This window comes from Actinoplanes rectilineatus, assembly GCF_000962825.1.
GTDB lineage: Bacteria > Actinomycetota > Actinomycetes > Mycobacteriales > Micromonosporaceae > Actinoplanes > Actinoplanes rectilineatus.
Genome location: NZ_JZKF01000033.1, coordinates 26443 through 41373, shown reverse-complemented (window position 1 = coordinate 41373; position 14931 = coordinate 26443). Strand labels below are relative to the sequence as shown.

Annotated in this window: 16 protein-coding genes; 10 read left to right on the top strand and 6 right to left on the bottom strand. The window is 71.4% G+C overall.

The genetic code is table 11. The features are described from left to right. The first annotated feature begins 58 nt into the window (after window positions 1-58). From WH85_RS24115 to WH85_RS24105, 3 genes are read left to right on the top strand one after another with little or no spacing between them, the layout of a single operon-like run. Window positions 59-640: a cysteine hydrolase family protein gene (locus WH85_RS24115; RefSeq protein ID WP_045744300.1), complete on the top strand. Its 582-nt coding sequence runs from the start codon at window positions 59-61 to the stop codon at window positions 638-640. Between the two features lie 6 nt (window positions 641-646). Beyond that, a complete protein-coding gene (locus WH85_RS24110; RefSeq protein WP_045744250.1) occupies window positions 647-1537 on the top strand; it encodes a GlxA family transcriptional regulator in 891 nt (296 codons plus the stop codon). Beyond that, the gene (locus tag WH85_RS24105) at window positions 1534-2226 is read left to right on the top strand and encodes an HAD family hydrolase (protein WP_045744249.1); all 693 of its coding nucleotides are present in this window, start codon (window positions 1534-1536) and stop codon (window positions 2224-2226) included. Before WH85_RS24110 ends, WH85_RS24105 begins: the two co-directional genes overlap by 4 nt. 49 nt (window positions 2227-2275) lie before the next feature. On the opposite strand, the gene WH85_RS24100 is transcribed toward WH85_RS24105, so the two are convergent. The 3 genes from WH85_RS24100 to WH85_RS24090 form a co-directional block, all read right to left on the bottom strand. Next, window positions 2276-3064: a pectate lyase gene (locus tag WH85_RS24100; protein WP_245674070.1), complete on the bottom strand. Its 789-nt coding sequence runs from the start codon at window positions 3062-3064 to the stop codon at window positions 2276-2278. 91 nt (window positions 3065-3155) lie between these two features. Next, window positions 3156-3698, bottom strand: coding sequence for a nucleotidyltransferase family protein (locus tag WH85_RS24095; RefSeq protein WP_045744248.1), 543 nt, complete (start codon window positions 3696-3698; stop codon window positions 3156-3158). After that, window positions 3695-5128 (bottom strand): hypothetical protein, encoded by a 1434-nt coding sequence (locus WH85_RS24090; RefSeq protein ID WP_245674069.1) that lies wholly within the window; start codon window positions 5126-5128, stop codon window positions 3695-3697. The genes WH85_RS24095 and WH85_RS24090 overlap by 4 nt, the downstream gene beginning before the upstream one ends. Window positions 5129-5293: 165 nt before the next feature. On the opposite strand from WH85_RS24090, the gene WH85_RS24085 reads away from it, so the two are divergent. Genes WH85_RS24085 through WH85_RS24070 form a run of 4 tightly spaced genes read left to right on the top strand, consistent with a single transcriptional unit; the run spans window position 5294 to window position 8347 of the window. Continuing rightward, a complete protein-coding gene (locus WH85_RS24085) occupies window positions 5294-6136 on the top strand; it encodes a hypothetical protein (protein WP_245674068.1) in 843 nt (280 codons plus the stop codon). After that, window positions 6133-6558, top strand: coding sequence for an ABA4-like family protein (locus tag WH85_RS24080; RefSeq protein ID WP_045744246.1), 426 nt, complete (start codon window positions 6133-6135; stop codon window positions 6556-6558). Before WH85_RS24085 ends, WH85_RS24080 begins: the two co-directional genes overlap by 4 nt. A 5-nt stretch (window positions 6559-6563) precedes the next feature. Beyond that, on the top strand, window positions 6564-7721 hold the full coding sequence (locus WH85_RS24075) for a sensor histidine kinase (RefSeq protein ID WP_045744245.1): 1158 nt from the start codon (window positions 6564-6566) through the stop codon (window positions 7719-7721). Beyond that, entirely contained in the window at window positions 7718-8347 is a 630-nt protein-coding gene (locus tag WH85_RS24070; protein ID WP_045744244.1) for a response regulator transcription factor, read from the top strand. The genes WH85_RS24075 and WH85_RS24070 overlap by 4 nt, the downstream gene beginning before the upstream one ends. Before the next feature lies 1 nt (window position 8348). Here WH85_RS24070 and WH85_RS24065 read toward each other — a convergent pair whose 3' ends face one another. Continuing rightward, the gene (locus WH85_RS24065) at window positions 8349-8831 is read right to left on the bottom strand and encodes an NADPH-dependent FMN reductase (RefSeq protein WP_045744243.1); all 483 of its coding nucleotides are present in this window, start codon (window positions 8829-8831) and stop codon (window positions 8349-8351) included. A gap of 29 nt (window positions 8832-8860) precedes the next feature. Next, the gene (locus WH85_RS24060; protein WP_245674067.1) at window positions 8861-9358 is read right to left on the bottom strand and encodes a flavin reductase family protein; all 498 of its coding nucleotides are present in this window, start codon (window positions 9356-9358) and stop codon (window positions 8861-8863) included. A 220-nt stretch (window positions 9359-9578) separates the two neighbouring features. Between WH85_RS24060 and WH85_RS24055 the strand changes: the two genes are divergently transcribed. The 3 genes from WH85_RS24055 (at window position 9579) to WH85_RS24045 (ending at window position 12597) form a co-directional block, all read left to right on the top strand. Beyond that, entirely contained in the window at window positions 9579-10115 is a 537-nt protein-coding gene (locus WH85_RS24055; RefSeq protein WP_052720761.1) for a winged helix-turn-helix domain-containing protein, read from the top strand. 251 nt (window positions 10116-10366) lie between these two features. Then, window positions 10367-11380, top strand: a complete 1014-nt coding sequence (locus WH85_RS24050) for a S1 family peptidase (RefSeq protein ID WP_211275432.1) — start codon at window positions 10367-10369, stop codon at window positions 11378-11380. Between the two features lie 65 nt (window positions 11381-11445). Beyond that, the gene (locus tag WH85_RS24045) at window positions 11446-12597 is read left to right on the top strand and encodes a cytochrome P450 (RefSeq protein WP_045744241.1); all 1152 of its coding nucleotides are present in this window, start codon (window positions 11446-11448) and stop codon (window positions 12595-12597) included. An 835-nt stretch (window positions 12598-13432) separates the two neighbouring features. Here the strand turns inward: WH85_RS24045 and WH85_RS47375 are convergent. Further along, a complete protein-coding gene (locus tag WH85_RS47375) occupies window positions 13433-14458 on the bottom strand; it encodes a hypothetical protein (protein WP_052720760.1) in 1026 nt (341 codons plus the stop codon). Window positions 14459-14931: the final 473 nt, after the last annotated feature.

Below are 14931 nucleotides of genomic sequence, written 5' to 3'. Positions count from 1 at the left end.
CCGCCCGGCGTCGCGATGATGTCTTATCCGCCGGTCGGGAGCGGCGTTGGATGAGGACATGACCAACGCGCTCATCGTGATCGACGTGCAGGAATCGTTCCGGGCCCGGCCGCTCTGGACGACGACGAACAACCCCGACCTGATCAGGAACGTCGGGCGGCTGGTGGACCGGTTCCGGGCGGCCGGGGAACCGGTGATCTGGGTGCTGCACTCCGAGCCGGGCAGCGGCAACACCTTCGACCCGGCGAGCGGATCCGTCCGGGTGATGGCCGAGCTGACGCCCGCGGACGGCGAACCGGTGCTGGTCAAGACCGTGCACAACGCCTTCACCGGCACCGACCTGCAGCACCGGCTGACCGTCGCCGGGGTGCGTGCGGTGACCACCTGCGGACTGCGCACCGAGCAGTGCGTGGAGACGACCTCCCGGGTGGCGTCCGACCTGGGATACGACGTCACGTTCGTGACCGACGCGACGGCGACCAACCCGATTCCGCACTGGGAGGCGCCGGCCGACCAGACGGTGGACGAGCTGCTGGCGGATCCGCGTACGCTTGCCGCCGCGGACGTGGTGGCCCGGACGGAGTATGCCCTGGCCGGCCGCTTCGCGACGATCCGGACGACGGCTTCCGTGGTGGGGTGAGACTCTGTGAGCCGGGTGCTCTTCGTGTTGACGCCGCAGGTGCATCTGCTCGACCTGGCCGGGCCGGCGCAGGTCTTCTCCACCGCGCCCGGCTACGAGCTCTGTTACGTCGCCGAGGCGACCCCGGTGCCGACCTGGCAGGGCGTCGCGTTGCACGCCGCGCTGACCTGGCCCGAGCTCGCCGCCGACGACCTGGTACTGGTCCCGGGCTGGCGTGATGGATACGGCTGGTTCGGGGCGGCGGTCCTGGACCGGATCGCGGCGCACCACGCGGCGGGCGGCACGGTGGCCAGCGTGTGTGCCGGGGCGGACGCTCTCGGCCGGGCCGGGCTGCTCGACGGCCGGCGCTGCACCACCCATCACGACCTGCAGGATCGTCTCGCCCGCGGCTATCCGTCGGCGACCGTGGTCCGCGACGTGCTGTACGTGTCCGACCGCCGGGTCGTCACGTCGGCCGGCATCGCCAGCGGCATCGACCTGGCGCTGCACCTGGTGGCGTCCCGGCACGGCCCGGCGGTGGCGGCACGGGTGGCCCGGGAGATGGTGGTGTACGCCCGGCGCAACGGCGACGACCGGCAGGAGAGCACGATGCTGCGGCACCGGGCGCACCTCAGTGACGTCGTGCACCGGGTGCAGGACCGGATCGACGCCGGATTCGCCGAGCCGCTGAGTCTCGCCGCGCTGGCGGACGGCGCGGGGGTCAGTGAGCGGACGCTGACCCGGCTGTTCACGGCGGCGACCGGGAACACGCCGTTGCGTTACCAGCAGGCCCTGCGGGTGGAACGGGCCGAGCACCTGATCGGGCACGGGTCGACGGTGGAGTCGGCGGCCCGGGCGGTGGGATTCACCGACGCCCGGATGCTGCGGCGGCTGCGGGCACGTAGCGTTCCCGCGTGATCTTGCGTGGGGTTCTCTTCGACCTGGACGGCACTCTCGGCGACCATGACGCCTCGGTACGGGAGGCGTTGACCGCCTGGTTGCCGTCGCTGGGTCTCGCCTACTCGGCCGAGGTGCACGAGGTGTGGGACGCGCTGGCCGAGAAGCACCTGGCGGCGTGGCGGACGCGGGAGATCACCTTCGCGGAGCAGCGGCGCCGGCGGCTGCGCGATTTTCTGGGCATCCATGATGAAGAGTCGGAATTGGACGCCATCTTCGCAGGGTTCGTGTCCGCATATGCCGGTTCATACCGGGCGTTTGACGATGCCTTCGACGGGATCGCCGCTGCTCGGGACGCCGGCCTGACCGTGGCGGTGCTGACGAACGGCAGTTCGGAACAGCAGAACGGGAAACTGGCCCGGATGGGGATGACCGGCATCGGCCCGGTCTGGACCCCCGACGACCTCGGTGTGGCCAAACCGGAGCCGGCCACCTTCGCGCTGGCCTGCGCCCGCTGGGGAATCCCGGCGGGCCAGGTGCTGAGCGTCGGTGACCGGCACGATCTGGACGTGCTGCCGGCCCGGGTGGCCGGCCTGCGGGCGGTGCACCTCGACCGATCCCGTGAGACCGAGGGGCACCGCATCGGGTCCCTGCGGGACCTCGCCGCCTACCTGAGTGGGCCTGGGCCGTCGCCATCAGGCGGCAAATGAATCGGTGCACCGAAGAGTGACCGTCTGCCCTTCTCAGGGGCAGAGGATGTCATTTGTAGGTGATGTTCGAGCTGCTGAACTTGCAGAACGTGCCGTCCGCGCCGGAGCCGGTCTTGGTCGGCTCCTTGCCGGTGTTGTTGCCGGTGAAGCGGTCGCAGATCGAGATCTTCTTCTTGCTGTCGCCGACGATGGTGATGCCGGAGAAGGTGGCGGTGTCGCCGAAGTTGGTGTTGATGCCGGCCAGCACCTTGCCCGGGGCGGTGGCCGTGATGTTCTTCAGCACCACCGTGCGCTTGTACTGGGTCTTGCAGTTGCCGCACGAGCGGTACAGCTTGCCGAAGTCGCTGACCTCGAAGTTGCTGACGGTCAGCGTGCCGCCGCCGTTGTGCTGGAACACCTTGTCGTCGGCCGACTTCGCGCCGCCGCCGGTCACCGTGTACTTGGCGCTCGAACCGCCCTTGAAGGTGGCCGCGTCCTCGCCGACGTTCTCCCACCACACGTTCTGCAGCGTGCAGGAGCCCTTGCAGTGCACCCCGTCCGCGGCCGGCGAGCCGATGATCACGTTCTTCAGCACGGCGCCGTCGGCCAGCTCGAACAGCGGCTTCTGGCCCTCGTCCTGCGAGTCGGTGCCGAGGGCGCCACTGCCGACGAAGCGCTTCAGGCCGCCGTCGAGCGTGCCGGAGACCGCCTTGGTGGCGGTGACCTTCGTCGTGCCGGTGGCCGACGGCCAGGTCGCCGCCGAGGCGCCCTGCGTGTACACCGCCGCGCCGAGGCCCAGGCCGAGTGCGGCGAGCGCCACTACGCCGGTACGCCAACGCTTCCGCAGATTCTTGAACACGTGTGCAGCCTTTCGTCGTTCCCGGTGTCTTCAGAAGCGAAGTGCATCCGGGGCGGCAAAAGGTTGTCCGTGATTTCAAGTATTTCTGTGGTCACCGAACGTCGATGTCGTGGTCGTCGGCGACGTCGCCCACCGGGACGACGGTGACCGGGTGCGCCCGCAGATAGTCCCGGGCGCCCCGATCGCCGGTCGCCGTCGCCGCGACGCCGGCCCAGTGGTCGCGTCCGAGCAGGACCGGATGGCCCCGCCGACCGCCGTAGCCGCCCATGGCCAGTGCCGCCGGACCGGCATGCGCCCGCAGACGCTCGACGGCCGCTGCTGTCACGCCCGGCATGTCGACCAGCAGCACGATCACGGCATCCTCGTCGTCGAGTGCGGCCAGCCCCGCTTGCAGCGACGACGCCATCCCGGAATCCCAGTCCGGATTGACGACCACCTCGGGCAGGTCCGGTGCCGCCGCGACGACCTCGTCGGCGGCGGCGCCCAGCACCACGACGATCCGGTCGCAGCCACCGGACCGCAGCGTGTCCACCGCGTGCTGCACGAACAGCCGGTCCCCGTGCCGGACCAGCGCCTTCGGCATCCCGTAGCGCCGACCCGCCCCGGCCGCCAGCACCAGACCCGCGACCGTCATGACCCGGGGACCACCAGGCCGCGGACGGCGGCCAGCGGCAACGCCGTCCGCAGGTGATAGCCGATGCGCCACAGGCCGCCGTGCGCCGCCGCGATCGCCTCGTCCGTCCAGGGCGCCTGCGCGGCCGACCGCGGCTTGCGGATCTGGTGCACCAGCAGCGCTGCCATCAGCTTGCTCGACGTCGCCGGCTCGAAGATCTCGACGCCGAAGACGTGGGCGCCCGCGTACGCCGCGGCCAGCAGACGGTTGTTGACGACCGACCGGGTCCGGGACGGCGGCGCCACCGCGAAACTGACCGTGCCGTCCCGGCGGGCCAGCGTCGCCCGCCAGCGATGGATCCGCTTGGCCAGCGCGTAGTTCGGCCCCTGCTGCGGGACCAGGCTGTCGTTGATGCCCGGCTCGCCGTCGATCGTGTAGTTGGGTTCCAGCAGCCGGCCCGCCGACACCAGGGTGCCCAGTTTCGCCGCCTGGGACCGGCCCGCGAATCGGGCCCGGGCCTCGGCCACCGCGCCTGCGGGGACCGCGAACACGTCGGTCGGGGTGGCCAGGAACGCCAGCGCGGTGTCCGGCCGGTGGTGCCGCAGGTGGACGGTCAGGGCGTCCAGGGCGGCGGCCAGCCGGGGGTACGTGGCACCCGGCGCGTACACGTAGTTGCCCAGCACGAGCCGGCCGTCGAGACCCTGCAGCCACTGGGCCGCCGCCGGCAGATCCTTGAGCAGGTCCACCCCGGGCGTCTCCCCGCTGGTCGGGGCGATCAGCCGGCCGGCGCCGGCGGCGGCCGTCTCGGCGACCCGGGACCACAGGTCGGGCCGCGGCAGGTCGACGGCGACGACCGTGCCGCCCCAGCCGAGAACGGAACGGACCGGTCCCATCTCGGCGCCCGCCCCGAACGCCACCAGCGTCTGATCGCTGAGGTCGAGCCAGTCCGGGGAGCCGGCGACCTCGGCGACCGCGGTCGCGCAGGACTCCTCGATCACCCCGGCGGCCACCCAGGTGTCCAGCTGCCGGAGCAGGGCGTCGCCGCGGAGCTGCTCACCCCGGTACGGCAGGACGAGTTCGCGTTCCGGCGTGCCGGTGCCGTCGACCCGGACCGTCTCCAGTGGCCGGTCCGGTGCCGCCATCAGGGCCTGCGGGAGGGTGAACTCGCCGTCCGGCCGCCGGTACCGCATCCGGGCGTGCAGGGAGGCGAGGCCCGCCTCGGCGATGTCGAAGCCGGCCGCACCGCCGTCGGCCAGTCCCGACTCGACGAGCGCCCGGAAATGGCGCAGGTAGCCGCGCCGCCAGTCGGTCTCGTTCTCGGCGGCGGACGCGGCGGCCGGATCGACGTGCCGTAGCGCGTCGGCGACCACCGCCCGGCCGAGGGCGGTGCTGCTGCGGCGGCCGGAGTCGTCGGCCGGGAAGTCGGTGATGCCGGGGGATTCGGGGTGCACCGGGTCAGTATCGCGGTCTCCTACCAGAGGAGGAGACGAGGTCGTCCGAAGGGCCGGTGGTGCGGCCCCGGGTCGGGCGATTCCGGGCCGCCGCGACGGCAGGCTCCAGGTATGACGACCGTCGATGCTCCACCTCGACCCGACCTGCGATGGAACCGGCCCCTGATGGCTCTCACCGTGGCGTCGGTGGTGCTGACCGTGGTGGCCGGCATCGCGATCTTCGCCGACGCCCGGGTGCTGACCGGCGTCCCGATCTGGCTCAAGCCCTTCAAGTTCGCGGTGTCGTTCATCGTGTACGCCTGGACCCTGGCCTGGCTGCTGGCGATCCTCCCGCGCCGGAGCCGCACCGGCGAGGTGGCCGCGATCGTGATCGTCGGCGTCGCGGTCGTCGAGCTCACCGTCATCGTGACCCAGGTGATCCGCGGTACGACCTCGCACTACAACGTGGCCACCCCGTTGGACGCCACCCTGTGGGCGGTGATGGGTACCTCGATCATGGTGTTGTTCTTCGCGCACCTGGCGATCGGCGTGGTGGCGCTGATCCAGCGGATCCCGGACCGGCCGGCCGCGTACGCGATCCGCCTCGGCATGCTGATCGCCCTGGGCGGCATGGCTCTGGGTTTCGTGATGACCGGCGGGAACTCCGGCGCCGGCGCGCACTCGGTCGGGGTGCCGGACGGCGGGCCGCACATGCCGGTGACCGGGTGGAGCACGCTCGGCGGGGATCTGCGGATCAGCCACTTCGTCGGGTTGCACGCGCTGCAGGCGGTGCCGCTGCTGGCGTACGCCCTCGGCCGCTGGACCCGGTTCGGCGAGGCGGTACGCGTCCGGCTGGTGATGGTGGGGGGCGGTGCTTACGGCGTACTCGTGATGCTGTTGCTCTGGCAGGCACTTCGCGCGCAACCGCTGCTGCGACCTGATGGACTGACCCTGGCCGCGTTCGCGGCTCTGGCCGTGGCGACCGTCGCGGCGTCGGCGATCGTCATCAAGACGGGGGTACGGCGATGACACCACTGCTGTTCACTCTGACCTTCGCGCTGGCCGCGCCGTTCTGGGCGCTGATGATCCTGCTGCCGCGCTGGTCGTGGACCGCCCGGATCGTGGGGTCGCCGCTGATCGTGCTGCCGATCCTGGTGGTCTACGGGCTGCTGGTGCTGCCCGAACTGGCCGAGGTGCTGCCCGCGGTGGCGAGCCCGACGCTGGACGGGGTGCGGGAGCTGCTCGGATCCCCGTCCGGGGCGGCGGCGGGCTGGGCGCACATGGTGGGCTTCGACCTGTTCGTCGGCCGCTGGTCGTGGCTGGACAGCCGGGAGCGCAGGATCCCCGCCTCGGTGATGGCGCCGATCCTGCTGCTGACCATCATGCTCGGGCCGCTGGGCCTGGCCGTCTACCTCGGGGTACGCCCCTGGTGGCGCCGAGACCTAGGCTGATCGTCATGGCCCGGCTGGTTCGCCTCCTCGACGTGCGGTCCACGCTGACCCGGGTGCTGCTGCTGAACGCGAGCGGCGTGGTCTACCTGCTGCTGGTCGGGCGGCAGGAGGGGCACACCACTCCCGGGGGCCTGCAGTGGGCCCTCGCGGTCGGGGCGTTCGCCGCCGGTCTGCTCTGGCATCGCCGGCCGACGGCCAACCTGACGATGCAGATCGTGCTGTTCACGGTGTCGTTGCGGGTGCTGGACGATCCGACGATCAGTCAGGTGGGCACCGCCTGGGCGCTTGCCGAGTTCACCGCGGTGCGCAGCGTCCGGCGGGTGGCGACGGCCTGCGGGGTGATCGCCGTCGGATATCTCGTCGCGGTGCTGCCGTCCACGTTCGACGCGATCACCGCGTCGGCGGCCGGACTGGGGATCAATCTCGGTCTGCCGGTGCTGATCGGCACGGTCGTCCGCACGAACCGCGAACTGGGTGTGCAGGCGGCCCGCCGGGTGGAGTCGGAGCAGCGTGCGGCCCGCGCCGACGAGCGCGGCGCGATCGCCCGCGAGCTGCACGACGTGGTCGCGCACCACGTGGCGTCGATGGTGCTGCGGGTCGGGGTGGCCCGGCACGTGTTGCCGGACGTCGATCCGCGTGCCGGGGAGGTCTTCGACGACGTGCACCGGACCGGCACCGCGGCGCTGGCCGACCTGCGCCGGCTGGTCGCGGTGCTGCGCGATCCGGACGGTGTCCGCGGTGACGCCGCGATGACCGCGATCGACCCGTCCGCGCTGCCCGCGACCCTGGACGGGGCGGTGGAGACGGCCCGGCGGGGCGGGGTGATCGTGGAGGCGGAGATCGATCCGGCGATCGCCGGGCTGGACGCGGTCCGTGGTCTGGCCGTGTTGCGCCTGACCCAGGAGGCGCTGACCAACGTGGCCAAGCACGCCGGGGAGTCGGCGACGGCCCGGCTGCGGGTCTCCCTCGCCGGCGGCGGCGATCTCGACTGGGAGGTGGTCGACGACGGCGGACAGAATGGGCCCACTCATGCGATCGAAGGCGGACACGGGTTGACCGGGATGCGGGAACGGATCGAGGTGCTGGGCGGGGTGCTCGAGGCCGGGCCCACGGCCGGTGGCGGCTGGCGGGTGGCGACGGTGCTGCCGGGGGAGATCACATGATCCGGGTGCTGCTCGTCGACGATCAGCAGCTGATCCGGGCCGGTCTGCGGATGCTCTGTGACGCGGAGCCCGGCATGCAGGTGGTCGGCGAGGCCGGCGACGGCCGTGCCGCGGTCGAGCTGGCCGCCCGGCTGACCCCCGACGTGATCGTGATGGACCTGCGCATGCCGGGGGTGGACGGCATCACCGCGACCAGCCGGATCCTCGCCGCACGGCCGTCCGCCCGGGTGCTGGTGCTGACCACGTTCGGCGACGACGACCATCTGTACCCGGCGTTGCAGGCCGGGGCGTGCGGTTTCCTGCTCAAGGACGCGCCGCCGGAGGAGCTGCTCGGCGGGATCCGGCAGGCGGCGGCCGGGGACAGCCCGTTCAGCGGTGACGTGCTGCGCCGGCTGGTCCGGCGGGCGGTGGACGCGAGGCCGGTGCCGCAGCGCCGGGCCGAGGGCCTGACCGCCCGCGAGTCGCAGGTGCTCGACCTGGTCGGCGAGGGCCTGAGCAACACCGAGATCGCCGCGCGGATGCACATCGGGGTGACGACGGTGAAGACCCACATCACCGCGCTGATGGCGAAGACCGGCAGTGCCAACCGGGTCCGGCTGGCACTGCTGGCCCAACGGCCGACCTAGGTCACCAGTCGAGGGCCGCGGCGTACTTCGCGGCGATGGCGGGTGTCTCGGCGAGGTCGGCCTCGACGACCGGCAGGCCGGGGCGGACGGCGATGGCGCCGAGTTCGATCAGCAGCTGGCGGAGCAGCGCCTCCGCGGCGGTCGCCTGGGCGGCGGCCCCGGCGGTCACCACCGGCACCGCGAGTTTTCCGGCGAGGGCGTTCGCCGGCAGCCGGTCCAGAAGCACCTTGAGCACGCCGGTGTAGCTGCCCTTGTAGGTGGGGGTGGCGATGACCAGCAGGTGCGCACTGGTCAGGGCGCCGACCGCAGCCCCGGTCGCCGCGTCGTCGGCGACCAGCAGGCCCGGTCCGAGGTCGCCGGCCTCGACCACCTCGGGCCTCGGCGAGCCGAGCCGGCCGGCGATGGCCTCGCCCACCGCCACGGCCAGCGCCGATGTCCGTGACCCGGCGCGCGGGTTGCCGGACACCACCACGATTCCCGTCATGTCAACGATGCCTCTCCATGGGTCCGGGCCTATGCGGCCCGGCGCAGATGCGTGTAGGTCCCGTCGTGGTAAACCAGCGGCGTGGCCAGGTCGTCGTGCACCGATCCGGTCTCCGGCGCGGCCAGCACGATCGTGTGATCGCCGGCCTCGACCCGGCGGACCACCCGGCAGACCAGCCGGGCGAGCACCCCGTTGATCAGCGGCACGCCCTCCGGACCGGTCTCCCAGTCCCCGTGGGCGGCGAAGCGGTCGATGTCGCGGGTGGAGAAGGTCCTCGCGACGTGCTCCTGCTCCTCGGTGAGCACGTGCACGGCGACGACGTCGGCACCGGAGACGGCGGGCCAGGCCGAGGCGGTGTGCGCCAGGCAGAACGACACCAGTGGCGGGTCCAGCGAAACCGAGGTGAACGAGGTGGCGGTGAACCCGGCCGGCGGCTCGCCGGGTGCGGTCACGACGACGACGGCGGCGGCGTGGCGGCGCAGCAGGGATCGGAAGAGATCGGCGTCCACGAGTGAGCTGACGGTCACGAGGTCCCCCCAAGGGTTGCTTTCTTCGACCATCTGTCCTGGGTCAGGTGCTGGTCAACGCTGGCTCATATCCTAGTGAACTGATGGGAGATTGCCGATGTCTTCCGGTATGACACCCGCCACTGGAACCGATATACCTATCTAACAGATAGGAAATGTATCCTTGCTGTGCGCCGTATGCAATGCGGCGTGCCGTCCTCCACCGTCCTGAGGGGTTGTCATGTCCGCTCTCGCCGTCGCACACCCGCACGCCACCTATCCCCGGCCGGTCCTGTTGCGCCCGGTGCCGGACCCGCCGGACTCCACGCCGGAGAGTGAGGCCCCGGTCACCGTGACGATCAGCATCGCGGGCGGCGCCGGCGGCCGGGAGCGGGTGCTCGCCGCGCTGCGGGAGCTGGTCGACGCGGCCGGCGCCACGGCGGCCGTGGAGGTGGGCGAGGTGGCCGTGTCGCCGGCCGGCTCCGAGATCCGGCTGGACCCGCGGGCCCGGACCGCGTTCCGCGGCGGCCGCCTGCTCGAACTCAGCCGCCTCGAGTACGACCTGCTGCTCTTCCTGGCCCGCCACCCACGTCAGGTGTTCAGTCGTACCCAGCTGCTGACCCACGTCTGGGGTCACCGGCACACCACCAACCGCACGGTCGACGTGCACGTCAGTCGACTGCGGACCAAGCTCGACGACCCGGAGCTGATCACCACGGTCTACGGGCTCGGCTACCGCCTGGCCGACGACGCGCCGATTGCGGTCGTCGACCGGTGATCGCGGGGTGTACGAGGTCCCGTGGTATGCCGTGGGCATAGCACGGGACAAATCTCGTTCATCCGGTATTCATCCCGAAAGGGTTATAGGCCAGAAAGTATGACGCTGCCATTCGTGCAGCTCAGCGCCCTCCTGATCTTCATCCATAGATCAACGTCAACCCTTGCGCCGAGATCGAGCGCTTTGAATACTTGCGAGCACGTGGATGCCGGACCGGTGTCCCCGCCTACCCGATCCCCCTGGGAGGAACCGTGCTCAACCCGAAGCTTCGCCGACCGATCGTCGGCCTGGCAGTCGGCATGCTCGTCGGCGGCGCCCTCGCCGCGTCGCCGGTCTCGGCCGCCCCCAAGGCCCCGGCACTCGACGCCTCCACCCTCGCCAGCTCCCTCGACACGCAGTTCGGAACGCGTGACGCCGGCTCCTACATCGACGGCGCCGGCAAGGTCGTCGTCAACGTCACCGACGCCGCCACCGCCGCCGAGGTCAAGGCCGCCGGGGCGACCCCGCGGTACGTGGCCCGCACCGGCGCGACCCTGGCCGCCGCGGACAGCAGCCTCAAGACCTCGCTGAAGACCCCCGGCACGGCGTTCGCCGTCGACCCGGTCAGCAACCAGGTCGTGGTCAGCGTCGACGAGAGCGTCACCGGCGCCAAACTCGCCGCGGTCGAGGCCATCGTCGCCAAGCTCGGCGACAACGCCCGGATCGAGAGCATCCCCGGCACCCTGAGCCCGAACATCGCCGCCGGCGACGCCATCTACACCGGCGGCAGCCGTTGCTCCCTCGGCTTCAACGTGCGCAGTGGCAGCACGTACTACTTCCTGACCGCCGGCCACTGCACCAACGCCGGCACCACCTGGACGAACGGCTCGGCGACCCTCGGCACCACCGCGGGCAGCAGCTTCCCGACCAACGACTACGGGATCGTCCGCTACACCAACACCAGCATCACCAAGACCGGCGGCTTCACCTCCGCCGCCACCCCGTCGGTCGGCGCGGCCGTCACCCGTCGCGGCTCGACCACCGGCACCCGCTCCGGCACGGTCACCGCGCTCAACAGCACGGTGAACTACTCCCAGGGTTCGGTCTCCGGCCTGATCCGCACCACCGTCTGCGCCGAGCCCGGCGACAGCGGCGGCCCGCTCTACCGCGGCACCGTCGCGCACGGCCTGACCTCGGGCGGCAGCGGCAACTGCACCTCCGGCGGCGTCACCTACTTCCAGCCGGTCGTGGAGGCGCTCAGCGTGTACGGCGTCTCGATCTTCTGATCCGGTTTCTCCGGACGGCCCCCGATCGCTTGATCGGGGGCCGTTCCCGTCTCCACAATCGACGGATGACCTCCGTCGACAGCAGTCGCAAAGTGGACCGCGGGCCGCGCGTACCCGGCTGCCCCGCCCACGCCGGAGCCGACGGCGTGTGGCACATCCAGGACCACGCGACCGCCCGGCAGTTCCTCCGGCACGCCGACACCCGCCAGGCCGGCCTCGGCATCGAGAACGCCACCCGCCTCGCCAGGTACATCCGGCTGCCGGTGCTCTACCGCGACGGCCCCGAACACCGCGAACACCGCCGGCAGACCGCCCGCTACTTCACGCCGAAACGGGTGGAGGCGTCCTACCGGGACCTGATGCACCGCTACGCCGACGAACAGATCGACGTCCTGCGCCGCCGCGGCGCCGCCGACCTGAGCACCCTCTCGTTCCATCTGGCCGTGGCGGTGGCCGCCGACGTCGTGGGCCTCACCGACAGCCCGCCCGGCATGGCCCGCCGCCTCGACCGGATGTTCGACATCCCCGCCCCCGGCGCAGGCCGCCTCACCACGATGCTGAACAACGCGGTCTTCCTCACGTTCTTCTGGCGCGACGTCCGCCCCGCCATCGCCGCCCGCCGCCGGCGACGCCGCGACGACCTGATCTCCCACCTGATCGACGAAGGCTGCAGCGCCGCCGAGATCCTCGGCGAATGCATCACCTTCGCCGCCGCGGGCATGGTCACCACCAGGGAGTTCATCAGCGTGGCGGCCTGGCACCTGCTCACCGACCCGGCGCTGCGGACCCGCTACACCGAGGCCGACAGAGCCGGCCGGCTCGCCGTCCTCCACGAGATCCTGCGGCTCGAACCGGTGGTCGGCGACCTGATGCGCCACACCACCGCCGACATCACCGTCGGCGACGTGACGATTCCCGCGGGCGCGAAGGTGGACGTCGGCGTGGCCGCCACCAACCTGGACCCCGCAGCGGTCGGTGCGGACCCGACGGCGGTCTGCCCGGGCCGCGCACTGGGCGAGGGCGTACCCGAGACGGGCCTCTCCTTCGGGGACGGTGCCCACCGCTGTCCGGGCGCCTACATAGCCCTGCAGGAATCGGACATCTTCCTGCACAAGCTGTTCGCGTTCCCCAACTTGCGCCTGATCCGCGAGCCGTCGGTCACTTTGCGTCCCGAGATCGCTTCCTACGAGATCAAAAACCTGACAATAGCCATATAAACCGCCATTTTGTACGCGTAAAGCCCGCTCGCTCGCAAGCCCGCCCGTGTACGCCTGACCGTGTTCGCTCGCCCGTGCTCGCCCGTCCGTGTTCGCTCGCCCGTGCTCGCCCGTCCGTGTTCGCTCGCCCGTGCTCGCCCGCGCCCGCGTCGATCGCCGCAGCCCGCCCTCGGCCAGACCAACTCAATGCGAGCGGTTTTTCAGGCGCCCGGCCGTCGCCCAAGGTTCTGTCACGACGCCGGCAGCAACACCGACGACGGTGCGGGGTAGCCGGCCGTTACACAGGATCGCATTCAGTTCCCAGGCAGACCGTGGTCAACGGCCGAGTGGCCCGCGCCGTAGTTCACGGCTGTCCAGGAGTCGGAATTCAGCCTTCAAGGACGGCTGCGCGGGTCGGGCCGTCGGTTACGGCTGTCCAGGAGTCGAAGTTCAGCCTTCAGCGACGGCTGGGCGGGTCGGGCCGTCGGTTACGGCTGTTTTGGCGGCGAAGTTCAGCCCTCAAGGACGGCTGGGCGGGTCGGGCCGTCGGTTACGGCTGTCTGGGAGGCGGCGATCAGCCGTCAGCGACGGCTCGGGGTTGTCGGCCGGTGTTCTGGGTCGTAACGAGTTCACGGGTGGACCGTGGCCGACGGCTGGGCGGGGTGGGCCGTGGTTGACGGCTGGGTCGGCTGGACCGTGGTTGACGGCTGGATCGGCTGGGCCGTGGTCGACGGCTGGGTCGGCTGGGCCGTCGGTTGCGGCTGTGTGGGCGGCGGAGTTCGGCTGTCGGCGGCGGCTGGGCGGGTTGGGCCGTCGTCTGGGGCAGTTGCTGGGGCGGAGCCTGCAATACAGCTGGTCAGTCGTTGACCCGCTCCTCGCCGCGGCGGCGGAGCAGCTTCAGGCCGGGGAGGCCGGCGATGGCCAGGTGCAGGTCCTCGGTCACTTCGAGGAGTTTGTGCAGGTCGGGGCCGACCTGATCGAGTTTGCCGAGCAGGGGCATGACGTCGTCGACCAGGTGGTCGCGGAGGGCGGGCAGCTGATCGACCATGCGGATGGCGGCGGTCACCTCGTCGGGGGTGAGTTCGGAGACGAAGCGGGAGGCCAGCGGGGCGGCCTGCTGGAGTGTCGGGGCGTAGGCGTCGAGGAGCTCACCGGCCTGGGCCGCCGCCACGTCGGCACGCTCGACGACCGTCTGCGCCCGCCCGGCGACCGTGGAGGCGGCGGCGACGATCGTCTGCGCCTCGCCGGCCACGCCGGATGCTGTGGTGATCAGGGACTGGGCTTCGCCGGCCACGCCGGATGCTGTGGTGATCAGGGACTGGGCCTCGCCCGCCACGCCCGAAGCCGTGGTGATCAGCGACTGCGCTTCGCCCGCCACGCCTGCGGCGGTGGTCACCAGGGCGCCGGCGGTGGTGGTCAGGGCGGTCATCTCGGTGACTGCGGCGGTGGCCGTCGAGGTGAGGGCGTTCACGTCGGTCATCACGGTGGTGGCGTCGCCGACCAGTCCGGCGGCCGCGTCGGCGGTGAGCGACGTGCGGCGGATCAGGTCGGTGGCGGCGGCCGAGATCGCGGTGGCCTCCTCGACGGTGAGTGCGGCGGCGGTGGCGATGGCTCGGGCGTCGGCGACCGTCTGTTCGGCGGCGGTGACCGTCGTGGTGACCCGCCGGATCAGGTCCTCGGCCTGGGCGGTGGCCAGGTTGACCCGGTTGAGCAGCAGCTCCGCCTGTCCGACCAGGCCAACCGCGCGGACCGGGATGGTCGCGGCGGCGGCTGCCGTCTCGACCACCTGTCCGAGTGCCGTCCGGGTCAGGTCGGCCGCCACGGCGGGGACGGCCAGCGCGGCACGGGACAGCTGGACGGCTCGGGACAACAGAGATGCCATACCCCCATTCTGCTCTGTCGGTGCTCGTCGAAAACGTCGACGTTCACCGAAGACCGAGCCGAAGCCGAGCCGAAGCCGAGCCGAAGCTGGGCCAAGACCGAGCCGAAGCCGAGCCGAAGCCGAGCCAAGACCGAGCCGAAGCCGAGCCGAAGCTGGGCCGAAGCCGTGCTAAGACCGAACCGAGGCCGAGCCAAGACCGAACCGAAGCTGGGCCGAGGACCGAGTCGAGGCCGAGTCGAAGCCGGCCCAGAGGCCGAGCCGAGAGGAAGAGCCGAGGGACGAAGGCGGAGCCCTCACATAATGGAGCCAATGACGGCACTGGATGACTAACGGGATGCGGGACCGCATAGCGGTGTCGCCCCCGGAAAATCCGTGACGGAGGGTACCGGCTGCACGCCTATGGGTCGAAAGTTGGGAATCAACAGGCTTTCAGTGCCCATTCGGGGGCTTCGACACGGCAGTATGCATGGGTG

What these genes read in the sequence shown, in the direction of transcription:
- WH85_RS24115 (WP_045744300.1), top strand. Translation starts at nt 59, where the DNA reads ATGACCAACGCGCTCATCGTGATCGACGTGCAGGAATCGTTCCGGGCC.
- WH85_RS24095 (WP_045744248.1), bottom strand. Translation starts at nt 3,698, where the DNA reads ATGACGGTCGCGGGTCTGGTGCTGGCGGCCGGGGCGGGTCGGCGCTAC.
- WH85_RS24085 (WP_245674068.1), top strand. Translation starts at nt 5,294, where the DNA reads ATGGCTCTCACCGTGGCGTCGGTGGTGCTGACCGTGGTGGCCGGCATC.
- WH85_RS24080 (WP_045744246.1), top strand. Translation starts at nt 6,133, where the DNA reads ATGACACCACTGCTGTTCACTCTGACCTTCGCGCTGGCCGCGCCGTTC.
- WH85_RS24075 (WP_045744245.1), top strand. Translation starts at nt 6,564, where the DNA reads ATGGCCCGGCTGGTTCGCCTCCTCGACGTGCGGTCCACGCTGACCCGG.
- WH85_RS24070 (WP_045744244.1), top strand. Translation starts at nt 7,718, where the DNA reads ATGATCCGGGTGCTGCTCGTCGACGATCAGCAGCTGATCCGGGCCGGT.
- WH85_RS24065 (WP_045744243.1), bottom strand. Translation starts at nt 8,831, where the DNA reads ATGACGGGAATCGTGGTGGTGTCCGGCAACCCGCGCGCCGGGTCACGG.
- WH85_RS24055 (WP_052720761.1), top strand. Translation starts at nt 9,579, where the DNA reads ATGTCCGCTCTCGCCGTCGCACACCCGCACGCCACCTATCCCCGGCCG.
- WH85_RS24045 (WP_045744241.1), top strand. Translation starts at nt 11,446, where the DNA reads ATGACCTCCGTCGACAGCAGTCGCAAAGTGGACCGCGGGCCGCGCGTA.
- WH85_RS47375 (WP_052720760.1), bottom strand. Translation starts at nt 14,458, where the DNA reads ATGGCATCTCTGTTGTCCCGAGCCGTCCAGCTGTCCCGTGCCGCGCTG.